Source organism: Herbinix hemicellulosilytica (assembly GCF_002904165.1).
Taxonomy (GTDB): Bacteria; Bacillota; Clostridia; order Lachnospirales; family Lachnospiraceae; genus Mobilitalea; species Mobilitalea hemicellulosilytica.
Window position 1 is genome coordinate 38,606 of record NZ_CVTD020000029.1, and the last position, 23,137, is coordinate 61,742.

21 protein-coding genes are annotated in these 23,137 nt (G+C 32.5%); 18 read left to right on the forward strand and 3 right to left on the reverse strand.

The window, feature by feature from the left end; genetic code table 11:
* Positions 1–12: 12 nt before the first annotated feature.
* From HHT355_RS13070 to HHT355_RS13110, 9 genes are all read left to right on the forward strand, one after another.
* Positions 13–1,701 (forward strand): helicase HerA domain-containing protein, encoded by a 1,689-nt coding sequence (locus tag HHT355_RS13070; protein ID WP_242967688.1) that lies wholly within the window; start codon positions 13–15, stop codon positions 1,699–1,701.
* Entirely contained in the window at positions 1,694–2,335 is a 642-nt protein-coding gene (locus HHT355_RS13075) for a hypothetical protein (protein ID WP_103203888.1), read from the forward strand. The genes HHT355_RS13070 and HHT355_RS13075 overlap by 8 nt, the downstream gene beginning before the upstream one ends.
* Positions 2,336–2,337: 2 nt before the next feature.
* On the forward strand, positions 2,338–3,798 hold the full coding sequence (locus HHT355_RS13080; RefSeq protein ID WP_103203889.1) for a serine/threonine-protein kinase: 1,461 nt from the start codon (positions 2,338–2,340) through the stop codon (positions 3,796–3,798).
* Positions 3,799–3,907: 109 nt separating this feature from the next.
* Complete coding sequence (locus HHT355_RS13085; RefSeq protein ID WP_103203890.1) at positions 3,908–4,573, forward strand: hypothetical protein; 666 nt, start codon at positions 3,908–3,910, stop codon at positions 4,571–4,573.
* A gap of 115 nt (positions 4,574–4,688) precedes the next feature.
* Positions 4,689–5,291 (forward strand): hypothetical protein, encoded by a 603-nt coding sequence (locus HHT355_RS13090; RefSeq protein WP_103203891.1) that lies wholly within the window; start codon positions 4,689–4,691, stop codon positions 5,289–5,291.
* 17 nt (positions 5,292–5,308) lie between these two features.
* Positions 5,309–6,205 carry an ADP-ribosylglycohydrolase family protein gene (locus HHT355_RS13095; RefSeq protein ID WP_242967689.1) on the forward strand — a complete coding sequence of 299 codons (897 nt, stop codon included), beginning with the start codon at positions 5,309–5,311 and terminating at the stop codon, positions 6,203–6,205.
* A gap of 374 nt (positions 6,206–6,579) precedes the next feature.
* Complete coding sequence (locus HHT355_RS13100; protein ID WP_103203892.1) at positions 6,580–7,095, forward strand: hypothetical protein; 516 nt, start codon at positions 6,580–6,582, stop codon at positions 7,093–7,095.
* 182 nt (positions 7,096–7,277) lie between these two features.
* Positions 7,278–8,006, forward strand: coding sequence for a DUF1444 family protein (locus tag HHT355_RS13105; protein WP_103203893.1), 729 nt, complete (start codon positions 7,278–7,280; stop codon positions 8,004–8,006).
* 166 nt (positions 8,007–8,172) lie between these two features.
* On the forward strand, positions 8,173–8,439 hold the full coding sequence (locus HHT355_RS13110) for a hypothetical protein (protein ID WP_242967690.1): 267 nt from the start codon (positions 8,173–8,175) through the stop codon (positions 8,437–8,439).
* Positions 8,440–8,511: 72 nt separating this feature from the next.
* Here HHT355_RS13110 and HHT355_RS13115 read toward each other — a convergent pair whose 3' ends face one another.
* The gene (locus HHT355_RS13115) at positions 8,512–8,808 is read right to left on the reverse strand and encodes a hypothetical protein (protein WP_103203895.1); all 297 of its coding nucleotides are present in this window, start codon (positions 8,806–8,808) and stop codon (positions 8,512–8,514) included.
* 307 nt (positions 8,809–9,115) lie between these two features.
* Between HHT355_RS13115 and HHT355_RS13120 the strand changes: the two genes are divergently transcribed.
* Both HHT355_RS13120 and HHT355_RS13125 read left to right on the forward strand, forming a co-directional pair.
* Positions 9,116–9,976, forward strand: a complete 861-nt coding sequence (locus HHT355_RS13120) for a hypothetical protein (protein WP_103203896.1) — start codon at positions 9,116–9,118, stop codon at positions 9,974–9,976.
* 266 nt (positions 9,977–10,242) lie between these two features.
* Entirely contained in the window at positions 10,243–10,443 is a 201-nt protein-coding gene (locus tag HHT355_RS13125; RefSeq protein ID WP_034843320.1) for a hypothetical protein, read from the forward strand.
* 269 nt (positions 10,444–10,712) lie between these two features.
* Here HHT355_RS13125 and HHT355_RS13130 read toward each other — a convergent pair whose 3' ends face one another.
* Entirely contained in the window at positions 10,713–11,603 is an 891-nt protein-coding gene (locus HHT355_RS13130; RefSeq protein ID WP_158245975.1) for a tyrosine-type recombinase/integrase, read from the reverse strand.
* Positions 11,604–11,891: 288 nt separating this feature from the next.
* On the opposite strand from HHT355_RS13130, the gene HHT355_RS13135 reads away from it, so the two are divergent.
* Positions 11,892–13,958: an ATP-dependent nuclease gene (locus HHT355_RS13135; RefSeq protein ID WP_103203898.1), complete on the forward strand. Its 2,067-nt coding sequence runs from the start codon at positions 11,892–11,894 to the stop codon at positions 13,956–13,958.
* A 292-nt stretch (positions 13,959–14,250) separates the two neighbouring features.
* A complete protein-coding gene (locus HHT355_RS13140; RefSeq protein ID WP_103203899.1) occupies positions 14,251–15,063 on the forward strand; it encodes a hypothetical protein in 813 nt (270 codons plus the stop codon).
* An 83-nt stretch (positions 15,064–15,146) separates the two neighbouring features.
* Here HHT355_RS13140 and HHT355_RS13885 read toward each other — a convergent pair whose 3' ends face one another.
* Complete coding sequence (locus HHT355_RS13885; protein ID WP_278320059.1) at positions 15,147–15,278, reverse strand: hypothetical protein; 132 nt, start codon at positions 15,276–15,278, stop codon at positions 15,147–15,149.
* A gap of 539 nt (positions 15,279–15,817) precedes the next feature.
* On the opposite strand from HHT355_RS13885, the gene HHT355_RS13760 reads away from it, so the two are divergent.
* From HHT355_RS13760 to HHT355_RS13170, 5 genes are all read left to right on the forward strand, one after another.
* Positions 15,818–16,276, forward strand: coding sequence for a hypothetical protein (locus tag HHT355_RS13760; protein WP_199179199.1), 459 nt, complete (start codon positions 15,818–15,820; stop codon positions 16,274–16,276).
* A 350-nt stretch (positions 16,277–16,626) separates the two neighbouring features.
* Positions 16,627–17,484, forward strand: coding sequence for a TnsA endonuclease C-terminal domain-containing protein (locus tag HHT355_RS13155; RefSeq protein ID WP_103203900.1), 858 nt, complete (start codon positions 16,627–16,629; stop codon positions 17,482–17,484).
* Positions 17,465–19,627, forward strand: a complete 2,163-nt coding sequence (locus tag HHT355_RS13160) for a Mu transposase C-terminal domain-containing protein (RefSeq protein WP_235836087.1) — start codon at positions 17,465–17,467, stop codon at positions 19,625–19,627. The genes HHT355_RS13155 and HHT355_RS13160 overlap by 20 nt, the downstream gene beginning before the upstream one ends.
* Positions 19,599–21,263 carry an ATP-binding protein gene (locus tag HHT355_RS13165; protein WP_003514259.1) on the forward strand — a complete coding sequence of 555 codons (1,665 nt, stop codon included), beginning with the start codon at positions 19,599–19,601 and terminating at the stop codon, positions 21,261–21,263. The genes HHT355_RS13160 and HHT355_RS13165 overlap by 29 nt, the downstream gene beginning before the upstream one ends.
* Complete coding sequence (locus HHT355_RS13170) at positions 21,260–22,972, forward strand: TnsD family Tn7-like transposition protein (protein WP_103203901.1); 1,713 nt, start codon at positions 21,260–21,262, stop codon at positions 22,970–22,972. Before HHT355_RS13165 ends, HHT355_RS13170 begins: the two co-directional genes overlap by 4 nt.
* Positions 22,973–23,137: the final 165 nt, after the last annotated feature.

A 23,137-nucleotide genomic window follows, 5' to 3' on the forward strand; every position in this document is an offset into this window, starting at 1 on the left:
AAGGGGTGATTGATGGTGGATAAATACATAGGTAAACTTATCGGCAATACAGGCAATCCTAATGATTTAAAGATTGCTCTCGAAAACAGTTTTTCTGCTAAAAGAGGAGAGTTTGTAAAAATCAAGCATAGAGAATCGGAAGAAGATGGGGATACATATGTTCTCGGGAGAATTGTATCCATATCCAGAAGCAATATTCTATATAACTCCAATATGGGGGAGGGGCTGTCATCTCTTGAGATACTACCAGGTGCACAAGTTACTGGGGAGACTTTATTTGGGACCATAGAACTGGTGGGATACAGGGATAACTATGGGCAGATAAAAATACCCAGGCGACCCCTTAACCCAGGGGAAAAGGTATATGGTGTTGACTATGAGTTTTTGTCAAAGTTTTATAAGTTTGATGAGAATACAAGCATTAACATAGGTAATTTGATTGGATACGACAAGGGAAGTAATATAGTCCCTGTTTATCTCGATGTAAACAAACTGGTTACAGAACATTTGGCTGTGCTGGCAATGACAGGTTCAGGGAAATCATATACTGTGGGTAGAATTATTGAGAGGCTTGTAGCAGAAATGAATGGTACAGTAGTTGTATTTGATGTTCATGGAGAATATGGCAAAGCGTTTGAAAAGGGAGAGATACATTTTAATAACAATCTTGATTTTATTGAGGATGAGAGGGAAAAGAAGAGTATTCAAAGGATTCAGGAAAATTTAATAAAAATGCAGAATGCAGGTGGTGGAATAAAAGTTTATACTCCCCAGATTGATTCCTTTGATTATAAGTATAGTGGGAAAAATCATCACTTAGCCCTGCAATTCGACAGATTCGATATGGATGATTTATCTTCCATTCTTCCCGGTTTGACAGAAGCCCAGGAAAGAGTATTAGATGTTGCAATCAGGTATTGGAAAGCAAAATATAATCATCCACCAAGAGATATTCAGGATTTAACATATCTACTCTCTGATGAACAGGGGCTTGAGGAACTAAAGAATTGGGACAATTTGACTGAAGGTGAAGCCAAAGCACTGAATAATAGAAGTGCGGCAGTGGCTTCTATGAAATTAACCCGAGTGATAAATGAAGCAAAGAGTTTTTACACAAGGTCTATAGGTGAGCCTACAGATATTTATGATATGATTGGCGAAAAGGGAAATAACGTGGGAAGGCTTGTTATAATAGATTTACAAGGCTTATCTGATGATGCTAAACAAATTATAACAGCACTAATATCCAGTGAGATTATGAGGGCAGCATCGGATAAGAAAAGACAGATAAGGCCCTGTTTCCTTGTTTATGAAGAAGGGCATAATTTTGCACCAGCAGGCATCCCAAGTATATCTAAAAAAATTATTAAGAAGATTGCAGCAGAAGGAAGAAAGTTTGGTACTGGCTTTGCGATTATTTCTCAAAGACCGTCAAAATTGGACCCTGATGTTACGTCGCAATGTAATACAATAATTACAATGAGATTAAAGAATCCAGATGACCAGAGGTTTATAGCAAGAACGTCAGATATGTTTTCATCATCTGATATTGAAGAATTGCCATCTTTATCAACGGGAGAAGCGTTGATAAATGGTAGGTCAATACCTGCACCACTGTTAGTAAAAGTTGGGACAAAAGCACTTATACATGGTGGTGAATCCCCTGAAGTTATCAAGGAATGGGGAGCATTCAATGAATAAGGAAACAATCATTGACTTCATAAAAAAAGAATTTAAAGAAGGTAAAATTAGAAACGAAATGTTCCCTATGATGACAAAATTCGGAGTGAGGGACTATTCAGAAACTGTTCATACCATAGGCCTTAATTACATAACTGCTATAGGAAGATTTGTTGAGGGGGTTGCATCTCTTTCGGAATGTCCTGTATATCCATATTCTGAAAGAAGCCACTACGGACAAATGGTTGCAGAGAGCCAGGCCAGTTACGAAATAAAAGTTAACGAAGTAAGACCAGATTCTATTTGGTATTCGAAAGAGGATAATAGCCCTATATTGATTTGTGAATTTGAAAGATATGAAAAGAATAGACGAAAAGATTTAAAAATCAAGGAAAAGATACAAAATCTGCTTCTTGCTTACCACCAGTTGGGCGGGAATGTACCTATTATATTGTTTGTATATTGGAGTTATGCTGGGGAGAATCCAGAAGATATTGAAGAATGCATATCAATACTGGATAATGGCTTTAAGAAAAATGATGGTACCTACGTACGAGGAATAAATGCTTTAAAAACGACCTATCTGGTTTATCGTTGTGTTGCTTCAGGTAATGTTGATAATTTAACACTAAATCAATGGGTAGAGGTAGGTTAATTATGAAGAAAAAAGCAGTTAATTTTCATCCGCAAGTAGATTTGAGTATAGGGGATAAGTATTTGCTAAAAGAATTTATTGATGAAGGTTCTTTTGGTTATGTATGGAAAGCAATAAACCTTGAAAATAGGCAAACAGTGGCGCTCAAAATACCAAAGGACCAGGAACGAGGAGACAACACCTTATCGGAAGGAAAAGAATTCATCGGGAGTCATCACCCAAATGTTATTTCTATATACTGGATGGGACGTGTGGATGGGGTTTTCCTGATAGAAATGGAGTACTTTAACGGGCATAAACTATCAGACGAGTTATGTGAAACTGGATTTAAGAGTCCCAGAACTTTTGAAGAAATATATAACTTGTTTTTTCAAATACTAGATGGTGTAGAATATATACATTCAAAGAAAATATGTCATGGAGACATTAAACCTCAAAATATATTGACAGATGGGAAAATTGCAAAAATAACCGATTTTGGTACAAGTAAACTGATTGAAGATTTATTTATAAAAACAATTGATGGTGGAGGCACCTGGGCTTATATGGCTCCAGAAGTGGCTGGGTCTAACCGCAGGTATCTTAACTCGGATATATATGCATTAGGAGTGCTTTTATACAAGTTTTTAACTGGCAGGACTCCTCATGAAACTGCCAATCAATTAATTAATAATATGCCTTACCCAAAACCAAGGGAGATAAATGATAATATACCCGAATTAGTTGAAGAAATTATTATAAAATTACTTAAAAGAAACCCTGAAGAAAGATATCAGAATGTGAGGGAAGTAAAAAGGGATTTCGAAGAGGTATTAAGGAATGGAAATAGCAATATTATTTCTTACAATGAGCGGGTTGAAGTAAGATATGAGGATACTGATTGGGTAGAAAGAGTAATCCGATACTATAAGAATAAAGAATTTGATAAGGCAGAACTACTGCTAAAAACGGAGTATGAGAATGGAAATAAATCTGCTGACATACTATATCATACTGCTTATACATATTTTCTGCAGGGTAGATATTTCGACAGTATGGATGTGTTAAACGGCATAAATATTAAGGAGATAGAGGATGTCAGAAGAGAGGCTATAGAAGATAACCTTTTATACTTAAAAGGAAAATTATTTTTTGAACTAAAAAGATATGAGGAAGCAGTCAAAGTTTATGAAAAATTGGTATCAAGGAATCCAGATGACTTGAACTATAGATATAAACTAGCATGTGCTTATGGCTTAAATAATGAACAGGAAAAATCCATAGAGATTCTGGAGGATATTAATAAAAAGACTCCTGGAATGCTCTATATAGTAAAAAAACTTGGTCACGCATACGACCAGAGAAAAGACTTTAAAAAGGCAAGGGCTTATTTTAATTATGCCATACGCTTAGACCCGAATGACACGCTGATTAGGAGCAGGCTGGAGGAATATAGTAAGTATTTAAGTTATCTTGGGTATTAGGGTGAGTTATTTAGGTTTGGTAGAAACCAAGTTTCATAAATATATAAGAAAATCTTAAAAGTGTGAATTAGGTTAGTAGTATTAAAAAAATAATATTGAGGGGATGAGCATGAATACAGTTTTTAAAAAGGAAATTGAGGATATAAGTGCTTCATACGATTTGCTGGAGGACAGTTTAGAAAATCTCAAAAATAAAATCCTGCAAGAGTATATACCTGATTGCAGTAAGAATGGTCAAGTTGAAGAAATACAAAACGCATTACAAGTGCTAAAGCAGGTTGAAAGCCATATGAATGAACTTGCTAAGTTGCGAAATTCTTATAATCAGGCATTTGGAAGTTATATTTATAGCAATAATGGAGAGGATACCGAAGAAATTGAAGAGGAAAACGAAAAAGACATAAAAGATGTGGCAGATAGAACAACATGGAAGAGAGAAAATGAGAATATAAGGATTGAAACGGTAAGACCTGACAAAAGCAGCAGTTACCCTAATATTATACCAGTACATATTTTTGGAGAAATTGTTAAGACCATCATTGACCAATTTGCTCGATATAATAAGGATTATATAAAAACATCTACAATATCTTCACTATTGAATGATAAAATCATGCAGGAAACAAATTATAAAAAGTCTCCTAAAACTTTGGTTTATAGTGTTATTAAAATTCTTATAAAAGAAGATATATTAGAAAATAAGGAGAATTATAAACGAGTATATATTTTGAAGAAAAGTCCTGAATACATATTGAAGTGGTTAAAGAATATTTAATAGTATGGACAAGATTATAAGAGTTATATTAAGGTGCCTGGGATATGATTAAATATGTGTGCGGGGTAGTATGACTACTATATTATTATAAAATGAATTATAGTGAGGTAACAACATGATTTCTGCTTCTATAGAAGATTTTATCAAGATGTTTAATTGGGGTATTATCACCAGAATGTACGGCAACTCTCATAGTTCCATTATTGGTCTTTTGTCAAGTGAATGGATTAAAAAGTCTTCTGACCATTCTGTGTTGGATGGCGCTCCCTCTCCGTTTGTCGGCAAGGGAAGAAAAGGGCAAAAAAATGCAGATATCCTATTATGCAAAGGTGATAAACCTTTTATAGTAGTTGAGGTTGAAACGATAGTGTCTAAATATTTGGAGAAGATAGATTCAATTGCTGCATATATGGAAAATACAAAAGATTATGATGGGTTTAGTTTTGGCCTGCTAGTTATGCTAAATTATACAAATGGTGCAGACAAGTATAAGCATAATTGGCATGATGCAAAAGAATATGCTATGAGTAAAGATATCCCCATTGCATTTGTTTCTTTTGAAAAGAGAAAGGCAGATTTGGGGGATACTGTTTTGGACCGTTTAAAAAGAAGAAATGAATATTACCCGTGGGAAACCAGCAGCATTGATTACTGGATTTATGGAAGTGACAGAAAGATAATTGAAGGGAACTTACTGAAAAAGATAGAAAAATCCTAATTAAGGAAGTGTATTTTATGGTGGATAGATATGAACGCATACTCGGAGGGCTTTTTGGTGTTGCTTGCGGAGACGCTCTTGGCGGAACGCTGGAATTCATGTCAAAGGATGAGATTGAAAGGAAATATGGATATTTAAAAGATATTATAGGTGGAGGCTGTTGGAACTTGGAACCTGGAGAAGTGACCGATGATACTATGATGACTATTGCTGTCGCAGAAGGCATCCTGGACAATCCAGAGAATCCTGTCGAAGATATCGGAAAACACTTTATTGAATGGTATGATAGCAAACCTAAAGATATCGGCAACATTATCCGAATTGCACTTGGTGAATACAAGCGAAGCAATGACTGGATGAAAACTGCCTACTATGCTCATCAGGCAACAGGTGGTATGAGTGCTGGGAATGGTTCACTAATGAGGTGCTTGCCAGTTGCTTTATATTACATTGATGTTGAAAAAATGCTGGAGATAACTGCCTCCCAAAGTGTTCTTACCCATTATGACCAGAAAGCAACGGATGCCTGCCAGTTTTATAATCTGTTAGTTTATGATTATCTAAATGATAAGCCTAAAGTACCTGCTATAAGAGAACATATTGAAAAGTATCCAGAGTATAAGCAGGTATTTCAGGTATCAAAAGAAGAATTGAAGCCAACGGGATATGTGTTTGATACTTTGATATGTGCATTATGGTGTTTTATTAATACTTCATCCTTTGAGGATGCTGTATGTGAAGCGGCCAATCTTGGAGGAGATGCGGATACTATAGCCGCAATTACCGGTGGAATGGCTGGAGTTTATTACGGCTTTGGTGCTATTCCTGACAGGTGGAAAGAAAAGATATTGGTAAAAGAGCAGTTAACTTCTATTGCAAAGAGGATGATTGAAAAGAATAGGATTCAAGAGTAATTCCAGTCGGTGTTAAGGAGAGAATTTGCATGAATAGATGTCAATGGTGTGGAAAAAACTCCAGTGGTTATGGCATGGTAGTATTAACTATAAAAGAAGTTGAGCCGTCCTAGTCTATATATGTAGAATGCTACAACAGATATATTACCGATGCATTTAGAGATGAAAGACTGTAAGGAGGGCTCTTGCGCATGATAGAAGGTTGTGGTAAAATTTTCTTATTATTTTATAACAAAAACCTAGAACCTTGATAATTAAATCTTTGTTGGTCTTGACCTATATATAAAATCATCTTTCCTTTAAACAAAATTACATATGGAGGGTATTGATTCCATATTAGTTAAAAACATAATAATTTTAAAGGAGAAATTTATATGATAAAAAAAGGAAAAGATGGCAAGGTGATAGGAATTAATAAAGTACAAACAGATGATTGCGTAAAACACAGGGATGGCGTAGGTACTATATTAACACGCGAGCAAATAGAGTTTTTTAAATTGTGTAGAGAGTTTAATAATGAGTTTTATAAAGGCAGTATCAAAACTGTTGTAATACCATATGAAAATGGAGATATAAAATATATAGGGGGAATAAAGGAACTTCATGCCCACGGTAAAGGGAAACTATACTATAGAGGAAATGTTCCTTACAAAGAAGGATATTTTAGGCATGGAATGTACTTAGGGCCTGAAGAAACACAGTGCGCACATATTTTTATGGATGACATTATAGAAGATATATGCCATTATATACCTTCAATGGATAGAAGCATATTGAGAGAGGCTTCTGAGAGTATTGGGACAGTTCAAGATGTGGAAGATTATTTAGTTAAGAATGATATTTCAAACCAAGTAGAAAAAATAATATATCGTACAATAGTTGTAGAATAGTTATTTTATAGAAAATTAAAAGATACTGACGGAGGCACATCTCCTTTACGGCCAGTTTTGCAACTGGAATTAAACGTAATGGGGGTGTGCCTTTTTAAATTATTGATTGGTCATTAGGAAAGAAAAGTGACGTTAGTGCTTGGCTTAAGAATAAAGGGACACGGTTTAAGGAGGATGAAAGGATGCTTACTGTTGATGAGTTCACAGAAAAAATTCTACATGATTTTAAGAAGGTATTTCCTGAAGTGAAGAAAGAAGAAAAATTTATCCGCCTTGGTACAGGGGTGACCCATGTGGAGTTGCCAATCAATAGCATGTATAAAGAATACCAGGTTACGGATTATGAAAGTATAAAGAAATTATATATAAAGGTTTCTAATGAAATATTAAATCAATACAAATTTAAAGTAGACTATAATAATGTGTATCCATTACTTAAAAGCAGGGAGTTTGGGAAAGGGGAAAAGGATTTAGGGTTTTATAGAGAGCAAGCCTTTGCTGATATAGATATTTTTTATGCTTCAGATATCGGAGAAGTTTTTAGATTTATACTTAATAGCGATGATGTAGACTTTGATAAAATGAAAAAGGCAGCATGGGAAAACTTGAATAAGATGGCCAATCCACTGGTAAAGTTGGATAAGACACTTGATGTATTCTGCCTGAAGTATTCTACAGACTATAACTCGACATTGTTGTTAAGTACCGCACTACAGAATCAAATACACAAAAAAATAGGGAAGGATTATCTTTTTGCAATTCCTTCTTCAACTACATTAATTGTGGCCAGATATCGTCCTGAATATATTTCGATAATAAAGTCATTAATGGCAATAGACACAGACACGAACAGAATTTCGGATAAAGTGTATCAGTATAAAAATGGGATATTTGATATTGCATCGGTTTGAAAAGTATATTTATATTAAGGAAGTATAGGAATAAGGGTTAAGTATTATTTATTGATACTTACGGTGATTTATTTCCTAATTTGTTTGAGTAAAAAGTTTGAGTTTAGGTATTTTAAATTTGTATATTGTACTATACTAGTAATATATGGAAAGGAGATATTACAGTATGAATAAGGTTTTAATTGAATGTGATACTCTCATTGATGAATATGAATTAAGTAGAGAAAACATTATAAAACAACTAGAAACGATTAAAATAGAAAAAGACCAGGATTTTGTAATTGCCTATGATAAAGATTTTAGGTTTACTCTAGTCGGTGAAATGAGTAAAAACAATAACTCGATAGTACTAACAAATATTATAAAAGCCGATGATTTTAGGGAAATGGATAATTCAGACTTATTTCAGTTTATAAGGGAACAAGGTGATTGAGGATAAGGAAAATTAGGATAAAGGAATAAGGCTTTGGGGATAGGACAATATATCCTACAAAGCCTTATTGTATTAGCATTTAGGCATTTCAAATTTTACTTTTTCTATAAAATTCCTTATTGTAGGGATGTTGTTAAGCATTAGTTTATATTCATAAGGCTCTGTTTTTTGCTGAACTTGACATAGATAATGTTCTACTATTTGAATGTAAGAAAGGGATAAGGAATAATAGGTAGCAGGGTTAAGGAAACAAGTGACTAATCCAGTGATTGCTTCACTTAACTTCCTTGCATCCTTATTCCCTAATTCCTTCCCCACAACCTGTTGCAGGTAATTCAGTTCCAGCCTGAAAACTTCTAAGTTTATCATTTGAACCACTCCTTCACAAAATTTGAAGCATTATAGCCACAGATAGATGGAAAGTCAAATTAAAAGAGGTAAAAGTTTTAGGCAGGGGGAAATGATAATTGGGCTAAGGTAAATTTGGTAATTTATCAATAATAATTAGAATAGATTGTTTTCTTTATCTATATGCGCTACAATAATTTTGGAAAAACAGACGGAGAGCACATTCTCTTTTCACAGCCAGGTTTATACTGGCAATAATTAAGGAGAATGTGCTTTTATTTTTGAGAAAGTTTGATGTAGTAAAATGTAAGGATAAGAGGTGACGGATATGAGAATAACTTTTCAGGAAGAGAGTATTAATGAAAAAAGTTTTAACAGGATATTTCAAGGGGTATCGTTCAAGGAGATTGGTTTAGATTTAAGAAAGGTTAAAGAAATAGTGGAAGTAGAAAGGATAGAAAATTATAAACTACCATTGTTGATGTTTTTGCTTGAGGATGATACATTACTTCACATAGAAATCATGAATGATGAAATAAAAACCGACCTCCAGAGCATGTTTACTTATGACATGAGTATAGTTTTAAGGTATAAGATACAGGTAAGGACAGTAATCCTAAATTTTGGAAGCAGGCAAGATGGCAAAATAATGAGAAATTTCGGCTCAATGCATTATGAGGTTCAAATAGTAGATTTATCAAGTATTGACGGAGATAAAGTATATGAGGAACTAAGTCAAAAAATTACTTCAGGCTACCTACTTAATAAGAGAGATAAATTAAATCTGGCATTTCTTCCATTTATGAAGCATTCGGTATCCTTCAGTGAAGCACTTAGAAAAGTTATACTTTTAATAGAGAGTATAAAGGATGAAGAAGAACGGATGGCTTATGTAGCAGTGATATCAGAAATCATATCAAGGTCTACAGGTGAACAAGGGGTTAAGGTTTTAAAGGAATATCTTATGGATACAGAGGTAGGAATAAGGATTAGGGACGAAGGGAAGAAGGAAGGTATGCGGGAATCGATTATGATAATACTTTTAGAAAAGTTTAAAGTTTTACCCGATGATGTCTACTATGCTATTGCAGAACAAAAGAATGAGAACACTTTAATGAAATGGCTTCAGAATGTAACCAGCATTTGCAGTGTTGATGAACTGAAGAAAATGGTATTTAACATTGAATAGAATAAAAAATCTTATTAGATTACTATCGTCCCTATAAGCCCTATTACTCCTATTACCCTTTAGCACCTTATGCCCTGAATCCTATTAATTATATATGTATATTAGTTAAGATGGTCAAAGGCATATGTTTCAAGGAATTGAAAGTGTTTTAAGGCGACAAAAATTATAGCAGACTTTATTACAAATACATGAAATTTTATAAATTTGGACCTGACAAATCTCTTTGTGCGCGCTACTATATTAGAAGAAAGGAGAGTTGATTATTGATGAAAAAGAGATTAGATATAATTTTTAACATAGTTATACCTACAATGGTAGGGTACGCAACGTTCTTTCTGATTTTCTATTTCTATCAGAGATTATTTTTTGAATACAGATGGCTCGCAATAATTCCATTCATTATAGTTACAGGATATGTTATAAAAGATAATATGAGAGAGTGGAAGATGATAAAGCAGCAGGGTTAGAGAATTAGGAGTAAGGGGAAAAGGGGATAAGTGGATAAGTGGATAAGGTCAAACTTACCCCTTATCCCTAAGTCCTGTAAAGGATAAAGAAGGTAGGGTAGGAGTTATGAAATATGTAATAATTAGTCTTTTAGTCTGCATTACGATTGTAACCATTGTTTCAATAATAGGCATAGGCATTATGAAAAGAAAATAGAGAGTAGATATAGATAGCGAAAACAGGCAAATGATGCCTGTTTTTTAGTCTGAAACTAAAGATAAATTTGTTTCTAATAATCTGATATAGCATTAATACTTTCTTCCAAATCCTCCTGTCTCACTTTAAGATAAATAGCGCTGCTTTCTATACTTTCATGTCCTAACAACAACTGTACAGTATTAATATCAGCATTAGGTGTATTTAGAATTTGAATTGCAAAGTGATGTCTGAACATATGAGGATGAATTTTAATATTGGTATCATTTGCCCAGCGTTTTAGTATTTTAAAGATTCCAGAGCGCGTAAAAGGGCGTTTTCTTTCGCTTATTAAAAGATAATCAGAGGATATGGACATTCTATCTCTATCTTCCATGTATGAAATTATAGCCTTTCTGACATCTAAATGAAGAGGAATATTCCTTTCTTTTTGATTTTTACCTATAATTCTTAGATTTCCAGAACGTTCATTTATGGTTATATCAGCAAGGCGGATATTTATAAGTTCACTTACCCTGACTCCAGTTTTAGATAACAACTCAAAAACTACTATCCATAAATTTTTCTGACTTCTATACACATATCTTTTGATTTTTCTAAAATCTGAGTCAGAAAAACCCTTTGGAGCGGTAGGTTTATTTGTACGTATCTTCTTTAAATTTTCAGCAGGGTTGTTTTTAATAATGCCATTGCTTTGAAGAAAGTAAAAATATTCTTTTAGTGCTGCAATTTTATTATTTATGGTAGATGCTTTTTGCCGTTTGATATTCAAAAGATAATTCCGGTAGTCTTGTAAGTCCATCATGATTACATTTCCTGGGATAAATTTTTCACCATATGACTCGGTGTAGTATTTTATAAAATCATTGATATTGGTAGTATAAGTTGATATTGTGCCACTTGATTTATCGTTTTTATTTAAATAATCTACAAAATCATCCAAATAATATTCCTTAGTATCCATGACTAAACTCCCTTCCATAAATTTTACTATGATTTTAAGGACTCATAAGGTGAAATTCAAGTTTATATACCAGGTTGATTTCAAGTTTAAAAGTAAGGCTAAAAAGTTTTGTGGACAATTTTTAATGGCTTATTACATCAAATTAAGATAAAATTCCACTTGATTTTAATTGTATTCTCCACAAAATCCTGGTTTTGTTGACAGGTTTTGTGGAAAATTCTTCTTGTAAGATATATAATGAATATGAAATTAGTTATGCCTTTGTATTATCAATACAGGAGGAAGGATATGTTTGTATCAAAACTTTTAATAAGAAATTTTAGAAGTATAGAGAAAGAAAGTATTGATTTTAGACCTGGGAAGAATGTATTGGTAGGTAAAAATAATTCTGGCAAGAGTAATATTGTTAAAGCATTAGATTTAGTTTTAGGAGAGAAGAACCCAGTATATTTAGATATAAATGAGAAAGACTTTTTTACATGTTACGAAGATGGAAATGAAAAGGTTAAAAAAGCGTTTTTTATAGCAGTAAAATTAGAGGGAAATGACATTAATGAAGAATTGTTTAAAAGTGTTAGTGGAGCATGGTTAGCGACTGTAGGAGACAAAAATTTGTTAGAGGATTTTTTTAACGCAAACAAAAATCCTGAGTTACTCATAAAAAATTTTGATACTCTAAGTAATAGAAGATACTGTAAGGACACAGAAGAGTTGTTTGATATATTTAGAAATGCTCAAGAGTTATATATTTATTTTTCAGTTATAAAAAATGCTGAAATCGAAAACATGGATTATGATATGGATAATCAGCAGAGTAATTATTCAAAAACATATTCAATTTTTTTAAAGCATGGTAACCAATATTATAGATGCTCAAAGTTTTCTAATGATTTGAAGAATTCACTGATTACAAGTGCAATTTTATCAGCGGTTAGAGATATAAATAAAGAACTTAGGATTAACACGTGGAGTTGGTATGGAAGATTAATAAAAGATATCTGGGAAAACTGTAATCCTAGTCAAAAAAGAGAAATAGATAAAAAACTCAGTGAAATTAAAGAAATTACTGATGATATCTTTACTAATGCTGCATCAGATATAGAAGAAAAAATTAAAAAGGCTATTTATCATAACAGTATATCTTTCCAACTTCTCCAAAATACTAAAGATGATATTTATAAAGGAATAAATATATTTGTTAATGATGGCGTTGAAGGTTTATTAGAGGATAAAGGGACAGGCATTCAGAGTGCAGTTGTAATATCACTATTTTCTTATTATTGTAGTAAATTTCATAAAAACTCTTCACTGCTTGTGGTTGAAGAGCCAGAAATATATTTACATCCGCAGGCTAGAAGGGTTGTCTCAAATAAATTTGATGAGTTTGTTAACCTTAATTCTACAAATAGAAATCAGGTGATTATTACAACTCACTCATCTGAGTTTATAAGAAACACTGATATAGGCAACATAATAGTAGTTAAGAAGGTTAGTGGAAAAACAAAAACAAGATGTATACAAATGGAGACAGGTAAGCATAAAGAACTTGCAAAACTTCAAAATATAATATCGACTAAGAATGCAGAAATATTTTTTGCAGACAAAGTTATATTGGTAGAAGGTGGCGAGGAATATTTAATACCATTAATAGCAGAGCATTATTATCAAGAAAAAGGTTTTTTGGATTATAGCAATATTAGTGTAGCCAAAGTAGGTGGAAAATCTTTCTTCAAGCCATATATGGAGGTATTATCTTGTCTAGGAATTGAATATTATGTTATTGCTGATTTTGATATTCTCCATAATGGATTAGAAGATATCGATGAATTTATAAATGAGTTTTCTCAGGAAGAATTGAATGATATTAGAAAGTCATTAAATGAAATAATACCAATTGATGAGCCGTGGATAAAGAGCAAAGATATAAGAGAGAAATTATTAAAACCTGATAAAAGTATGGATGCAAAATCATTATGTACTGTTATAGACGAAATTTGTGCTACTGAAGAATATAATGACAAGTTAAAAGAGATATGGCAGTATGTGAGACCTAAAGTAACCAAAAAAGTAAATTATAGAATATTAGATAATTATGAAGATATAAAATTTAAAGTTTACAATTATATAGACAAATTAAAAGCAAGTAATATTTTTATACTAAAAAAAGGGGAACTAGAAGATTATATTACTGATGATGGCCAAAAAATAATTGAAGATTTAGGATTTGCAAATCAAAAAGAGTTAAAAATCATAAAGTTATCAGAATTAGTAAATAATGGTAATGTTAAAATAGAACAAGTGCTTGACGTGGAAGATTATATTGAAGTTATACAAAAACTTAAGTTCAATAGTTAAAAAACAATATATGCATTGGCATACGAAATAGTTCTATTAATTCGCTAATATATAAAACAAATTTGAATTGTTTGTAATGTAGTTTAATATTCGAAATAAATCAGTATTGAGTTAAAAATGTTTTTATATAAAAAAATCACTTCAAAGCCTTCAATCAATTGTAGAGATGATGGTTAGAGCATCTCGTAATAAAATTTATTAAAATCATAAATGTATAATTTCTCAATGTAGACAAATTTTAATGATTTATGGTATATTTGACTTGTCCATTATTTGTATATGGAGGGATATTATGTTGAGATTGAAGTTATCAGACCATATAATTAATGCATCAAATGTTAGTTATGGTGAACCAAAATTGTCAGTACATACAGGAAAACAACTTGAGACACTTTCCTTTAGTTTGCAAGTTAGGGGTAAAACCCTGAAAGAGGATTTTAATAACAAATTGCATAAAGTTAAAGATGGGGGGATTTTTAGTACTGACAATAACGGTATTAATATAAAGGAGTATAAGTTAGTGAACCATTCCTACAGTTATACTGAAAATTATTCTGATGAAGATACTATTTATACTTATACTTTATACTTAGAGGAAATAGAGAGACTAAAAATAGACAGTTTAGTTATTGCAGGAGTTGAAGTTACACCTTATGAATTTACCGAAAAATATGATGATGCCATCATAATACAAGCAAAAATAAAATTATCAAAAGAAGATGCTGAAAAACTTGATATGGCTACAAAGGAAAATAAGTACTTTGATGTAATCAGAAAAGGTATTAGTGATGAAGTTAAAAAAATGAGATTCGGCAAAGTTATCTGGTCAGAAAATGATGGTTATATTAAAAAAGATATTGTACTTGTAGAAGATATTTACGACAACAAAGAATCACCTCTTTCGAAGTTTTTCCAGCCTGAATTTAGTAACATTATGGATATGTTGTCATATATTAAAAATTTAAATGATGAATTATTAAAATTACTAATATCAAGAGGTCAGTTGTCTGCCGAGGAATTAGAACAAATAAAAACAGTAGCAAAGAACAATATTAGAGCAACTACAAAGGAGTATTATAGAGTGGAAGATATTGATAAATTTTAATTATTATGGAGAAGGGTGGATTTTACAATCCATCCTCTGTTATTTATTAATACAGGTGAAGTGTTTTTCTGATGCTTAAACCATCACAATTTTGCAAACTCTTCGAGAGCCTCCTTGTTTTCATTAATTACTATATCCATAAGAGTTTCAATTTCTTCTTTATTTTCATCAGACAATTGCAAAAATTCTTCTTTCGATTTTTCCGTGAAAGCCATTAATTCTACCTCGCTTTACATGATTTTTATTAAATTATACCATAAAAAAGATACGAGCCAGAATCCTTAATAAGAATAATTAACCTACTTCCCTAGTTAAAAAATCACTTCGAAAGTTGATTTTACAGGTACTATTTATATAATAACCTTCAAATCAAAAACTGAATGGAGTGATTTTTAATGAGAGATGTGACGATTTTGGGTAATTTTACTGTATTAGAGACTTTTGAATTAAATAATGTGCAAGTTGATAAAGGTTTTGATGGTAGGTTGGATATATTTTATAGAGCAAATCTTTGTACATAGAATAATGATGACATTGCATATATAGATTGTTACTATAAAAGGATTGAAGATTTAAAGGAAGACCTGAGCAAATTCAACTTGATTTGAAATAATGAAAATATGGGTATCTGCTGGAAGGGAATTAAAATTGTATTCCAAATTTGGTTATAAAACTTGAGACTAGTATATAGCCCTCTTTATATTATATGAGATTTAAAAATAGGAATTTTATAATGATAAGGAGGGCTTATAATATGTTTACAAAAGCAGAAGAAATTTATTCGAAATTCAATGAAGAAAACATTCAGATAATGATTCCTAAAAAATTATTATTTACTTTATTACAGCAGGTAGATAGACTCCTTGAACTATTAAGTAATGAAGAAGTAGCAAGCAACTTTGCAACATATGATTACATCAGTAATGCGGAGATGTTAATGGTTAAATTATATATTCTATCAGCCGAGCCTTATAATCAAAAAGAAGTTATTTTAGAAACAAGTATTGCAGAGTTTCTTGTCATAAGGGATTTAGTATTTTGCAATTATACACTACCTCATTTAAGGGGGAAAATGAGGCCTTCTATATGCAAAGCATACAAGGATTTTTATGATGAGATTGAAGACATCTTCGGAATGCTTGATAGTAATGAAGTCAACACATATTGGAATTACTTAAAAAACTATAAATTCGAAGGTGGAATGCTTCAGTAAAATAATGAAAAGGCATAGATAGATAAACTCTACTAATACTTCCATTATTTCAATTACTATTTTCATATAAACTCTTCAATTTGCTGCTGAATAACAGTAAATAAAATAATTGAATATTGTAAATAAAAAAATTTTACGTTTAAAATAAAGTCGTTATATGGTAAAATGAAAGTACACTGTAGAATGGTAAATGCCATTGACACAGACATCTAGTATAGGTGTCCTGCGGTCAGTGGCATTTTTTGTTTTTAAATTTACGGATAGAATTAAGGCATCAAGAATGTTGCGATTATACTAATTCTTAATTCTTATAACCTAATCTCTAATTCCTGGCACATGGAGGTGTTTATGTGGGCAAAAGGAATACAACGTGGGATTCAAAAAAGATAGAACAATGGATAAAAGAAGGCAGAGGGCAGGGAGAGGGAAAGGAATATAAACCGTGGTTAACTATTCAGGATTTTCCTTCGATGGGCAGGGTAACAAGAGTATTTGGATGGACAACGCAGCGAATACATCATTTTTTCTCAGATACGCAATTGAAATATTTCTACTTATTGGATTGGGAGGAGAAAGTAATTGATATTCGGGAGCACTACCCCCTTATAGATTTAGAAGTGGTACTGAATGATACTACTGATTTAAAAATTGATAAGTTTGAAGATAAGAAAACGAAAGAACCTTATATAATAACTACTACATTTTTAATTACCCTGTTAGATTCTGATGGTAAAAAGAGTTTTGCAGCGAGAAGTATTAAATATGCTTCTGAATTATCAAGAAGGAGTACAATTGAGAAACTTGAAATTGAGCGGAGGTACTGGGAAGCACAGGGAATAAATTGGGGGATTGTAACTAATAAGGATATAAATACAGTTCGGGCGAAAAACATCGAATGGATTCATTCAGTGATGGGCTTTGGTAGCGATAATAGTTTTTCTGAAGATGAATTGGCTGATTTATTATATGCTCTTTTATATAGATTTATAGATAGCCAAAAGAGTATAAAAAACATTATATCAGGATTTGAAAGAGATTATACATTAGATGCGGGAATGGGATTGTTTCTATTTAAACGCCTAATTGCTGAAAAAAGAATAAGTTTGGATATGGACAGACCAATAAATATTAATCAAACCTGTAAATCAATATACATACCTGAAGTGAACGGTAAGGAGGTGAATGAAGGTGTTAAAGTATTCGGTTAATTCTTTAATTGAATGGCAAGAGGAGAATGGAGATAAAAGTATTGAGAGGCTATTGTGGATTGACGATGAAATAGCATATGTAATTGATGTAAATAAAAATAAAGTTCCTTATATTCGTAGAATTGAAGATATAGAAGTTGCACTAGCAGAGGATAAAGCAGAAATTATCAAGGAAGATAAATATATCGTTGTGTTGAGAGAAGAAGATATAGCCGAAAAGCATAAAGTTATTAGGGATAAGGCATGGAATATTGTTAAAGATATGGTAGACAAGGAGCCTGATATTTATCAGGCATCTTTTAGAAGGAAGTTAATAAAAAAAGCATCTGAGAATTATGGAATAAGTGAATTTTGGATTTTAGAGTATTTAAAGCGATATTGGAAAAGGGGAAAAACCCGTAATGCCTTATTGCCAGACTACAGAAACTGTGGTGCAAAGGGTAAAGAGAGAAAGGCTAGAGATGCGAAAAGAGGAAGACCTAGAGCAAATCAAAGTGTTAAAGGAGAAGGAATTAATGTTACGGAAGATATTAAAAGAATTTTTCGTATTGCAGTAAACAAATATTACTATACCACAGCCAAAAATTCTTTGACCTTGACTTACGAACTTATGAGAAAGGAATACTTTAATGATGGATTTAAAGAAGAAAATGGGGTAACGATACCTATTTTAAAACCGCAATCACAAATCCCTTCATTTGGTCAGTTTAGATACTGGTTTTATAAAGAACGTGACTTAAAAAAAGAGATAACTAGCAGATACAGCAATAAAAAGTATCAAAAACGGTACAGACCTATTATAGGCAGTTCCCTTGATGGAGTATTTCAACCAGGGGAATTTGAGATAGACTGCCAAGTGGGAGATGTTTATTTGGTATCAAGATTTAATCGGAATTGGATAATAGGCAGACCTGCTATATACGCTGTCATCGATAAATTTAGCCGTATGATATGTGGAATTTATGTAGGTTTGGAAAGTGGTTCATACCTTGGCGCAATGATGGCACTTTTAAATGCAACGACAGACAAAGTGGAATTTTGCAAGCAGTATGGTATTGAAATAGAGGAGAAGGATTGGCCGGTTCATCATTTACCAGAGTCTATAACTGCCGACCGGGGAGAACTTGAGGGAGGAAATATTGAAAATCTTATAAATACACTTAATGTAAAAGTTAAAAATACGCCTCCTTATCGGGCTGACCTTAAATCAGCAGTAGAAAGATTTTTTGGGCTTACGAATGAACGGATAAAGCCTTTTTTGCCAGGTGTTGTGGATTTAGATGGAAGGGAACGAGGGGATAAGGACTATAGGATAAAAGCAAAATTGGATATATACCAATTTACACAGATATTAATTAAATGCGTCTTGTATCACAACAATCATTATCATTTAGATTATTATAAACGGGATGAAGATATGATTGAAGATAATGTTCAATGTATCCCAATTGAACTTTGGAACTGGGGTATTGCAAACCGGGGCGGTACACTTAGAACCGTTCCTGAGGATGTTATAAAACTAGCGTTGATGCCGGCTGATACAGCAACTGTAACTCCTAAAGGGATAAGGTATAAGGATATGTATTATGCATCAAAGACTATGTTAAAAAATGGAGTGTTTACTGATGCCAGAGTAAAAGGAAGATGGAATGTAAAGATAAGTTATGACCCACGGAATATGGATTACATATATGTTTATGATGATAATATAAAAAAATATGAGAAATGTTTTTTAACTGATGCAGGTAGTAGATACAAGGAAAAGACAATTGAAGAAATAGAGTATCTTCTAGCAGTAGAAAAAATGCAGAGAGAAAAAAATAAAGATAATGTTGCACAGGCAAAGGCACAATTAATTTCAGAAATAGAAGATATAGTTAAACAGGCAGAGGAGGATTATAAAAGAGAAACAAGCATTGTAGAAAGCGATAAACAGAGAGTAAAGAATATACGAGAAAACAGAAAGGCTGAAAAAATGATAAGAAGGATGGAAGAGGCTTTTGATTTAGGAAATAGTGATGAAAACTATCAAAACAATTTAGATGAGGAAGCAGAAACAGGAGAAAATGATACTTTGCAACTATTGTTTCGAAAACAGAAAGAGGTGATGTTAGATGAGAGAAGTGATGATACCCAATGGTAGTATAGCAGTAGAAGCAGAATATAAAGAACAAGTAATTCCAGATTATAGAGGAAATCCATTCATCGAATCCCTTCCTAATCTTCTTTCTACGCAAGAGGCAATAGAAAAATTGGCTTTTTATCCTAAGTTTGAAAAAAATGAAAGACAGTTAGACAACCACTACCGTATTCATATGATAGACAGATTATTTCAGGTTTTTCAGCCCATTCCTATGACTATAGAACTGGAAAGAAAGATTTCTCGTTCAATTAGACAGGGTTATCTCTCACGCAATCCATTTGGCATCAGATTGGCTCAAGATTTTTATAGGGATTATCATAAAAATCCCATCGGCATAATGGATAATAAAGAATATTATTCGTATTCACTAGGGTTTACTTTGATAGGAATATCAGGTTTGGGAAAGACTTCCTCTCTTAATAGAATACTAAGTTTATATCCTCAAGTAATTGTACACTCTGAATATCAAAACATGCCATTTTCTACGTATCAAGTGGTGTGGGCGAAACTGGAATGTCCTCACGATGGGTCAATTAAGGGACTTTTATATGAATTTTTTTTAGAAATAGACAGGCTATTGGGAACTAACTACTATCAAAAGATGATGAGAACACGGGCAACAACGGACGCCATGATGACAGTGATGAATCAGGTGGCAAGAAATTGTGCTCTAGGAATTTTAGTGATTGATGAGATACAACATTTGAGTTTGGCGAGGTCTGGCGGAAGTGAAAAAATGTTAAATTTCTTTGTAAACCTTATAAATAATGTAGGAGTGCCAGTCGTTTTAGTAGGAACTCCGAAGGCTGTAAAGGTACTCCAAGGGGATTTTAGGAAAGCACGAAGGGGGTCTGGTCTTGATGGTGATATGGTATGCGATAAGATTCCAAAGGGCGAGGTATGGGATTTATTAGTTAATTCAATATGGCACTACCAGTGGACGAGAAAAGAAACTCCTCTTACCCCTGAATTAAGCAGTGTTTTATATGAAGAAACTCAGGGAATACCTGATTTATTAAAAAAGGTATATGTCATTGCTCAAGCCCATGCTATTTCATCGGGAAAGGAAGAGATAACTCCATATGTTATAAAAAAGGTGGCAAAAGAGAATTTAAAACTGATTCAGCCAATGATTACTGCATTGAAAACGAATAATCTGAGAGAGATTATTAAGTACGAGGATATATATGTAGGGGATATCAACTATACTGATTATTTAACCCGAACTAAAGAATCTATCAGCCTGGATTTGCGGGCAAAGGAGATAAAGAAAAAACAGAACAAAATGAAGCAGGAAAATCTGATTGAGCAGAAAAAGGAGGTTTTAATAAAACTTGTTGATTTAGGCGTGAATGCTAAGAAGGCTCAAAAAATAATTGATACTATACTTTCGCAAAATCAGAATATAAATGCAGAAAAGATAATAGAAGTTGCTACAGCAAAGATTGAAAATGATAGGATTAAGAAACAAGCAGAGAGAAAAAAGAAAAAACAGAAGGCATTAAACTTACTTGATATCCGAACTATTGTTGAGCAGGGCAAAAAGGATAATAAAAGTGCTTATGAGGCTATAAAAGAATCAGGATATATCATTAGTTTTGAGGATGACATTTTTTCTAAGGAAGTGGTATCGTGAACTTTTTTCCAACACCTTATCCAGATGAAATATTATATAGTACGCTGGCACGATACTGTATGCGAAGTGGTAATATAAAAGAAATACATAATTTTGAAGACTTATTTGGTACAAGGAATTGTATAGCAACTATGGAATTGCCTACACAATTAGATGCATTAATTGAAAATATGCCTGCAAACTCAAAGTATACAGCAGAATATTTTATCTATAAACATACCTTATTTCCTTTTCTTGCAGCATTTATTCCAGAGGAACGTGCTAACAAAATAATTAAAACTATGAGAAATGGTGAAGGTGCTGTTTCTTACATGAGTTTGGGTCTTGTTACGAGTTCCGTTACTTTAAATCGGTACTTTCGATTTTGTCCTGAGTGTTTTAAAGAGGATATAGAAAGATTTGGAGAACCATACTGGCATAGAAGCCATCAAATTACAGGGGTATTTGTATGTGCAAAACATAAAATACCCCTGTATAATAGTACGGAACTTATAAGGGGAGGAAATAGACAAAGATTTATTAGCGCTACTCATGCAAATTGTATAGTAGAAAAAGAAATAAGTTTTCCTAGCGATTTAATGGAAAAGATGCTTTGGATGGCAGAGGATGCAGAAATACTTTTAAACAATCACTTTGAATTTAAAGAACCTGATTGGTTTAAGAATCAATTCCGGGTAAAATTAATTGAAAAAGGATATGCAAGGATGAACAACTATATTCACCAGAAGAAATTAAAAGAAGATTTTATAGAATTTTATGGCTATGAATATCTGAAACTTGTTCAGTCTTCTCTACCTGATAAAAGCGGAGGCTGGCTGTCTGATATGGTAAGAAAAAATGATAGAACAACATATGCAATAAGATACTTGCTATTAACGAGATTTCTTGAAATACCTGTCGTTGAATTATTTAATACAAAACTTGGCTTTAATGATGAAAATGAAAGTAATATTGATGCTTATCAAGAACTGTGGGACCAGAGATTAATTGAACTTTCACAGTCAGGATTATCAATACGGGAAATAGCAGATATACTAAAGTCCTCTACGAAAACTATTAGAAAAGCGATTGACAGGTTAGGAATAGAGCCATTTTGGAAATTCAATGGTGGCGGAAAATACATTTATAAGAAATATACTGATACCGAAGAATTTAAAATAAAAAGAGAAGAATATAGAAAAAAATGGCTCGAACTTCATGCTCAATATCCTGATAGAAGTAGTAACCAAATTAGAAGAAATAACGATGGATTGTATTCTTGGCTGAAAAAATATGATAGTGAATGGTTGGAACAAAATTATCGTAGAATAAAAACGACAGTTAACACTGTTGATTGGTCTAAAAGAGATGTTGAACTACTTCCACTAGTAAAAGAAGTTGTAAAGGAAATGAAAGAAAGTAAACCTGAAAGAATTACTTGGACAACTATAGGTAGTAAATTAGGGATTAGTGGATGGCTTTCTAAAAGGAAAGAGAAACTTCCACTGACAAAGGCATATATAGAGTCAGAACTAGAAAGCCTAGAAGAATATCATATAAGAAAGATTAAATGGGCAATTGAAGAATTAGAAAGTCAGGGAAAAGAGATAACATTATGGAATTTGGCAGAAACAGCGGGAGTTAAGCCAAGGTATATGAAAGTAATTTCTAAAGAAATACGAAATACATTAAGGGAGAAGGGGTATGATTTTATCTTCAACAATAAATAATTTGTACATAAATGTGTGCAGTCTTTTTTTGACAAGTAACACCTTTCAAATTCCAGAGAATGTTAAATAAATTTAGACAATGCAAATAGTGTGTTATAATAAAAAATATAGAAGTTTATATAAAAATAATGAATGACAAGATGATTTAAAGATGGGAGGGATTTT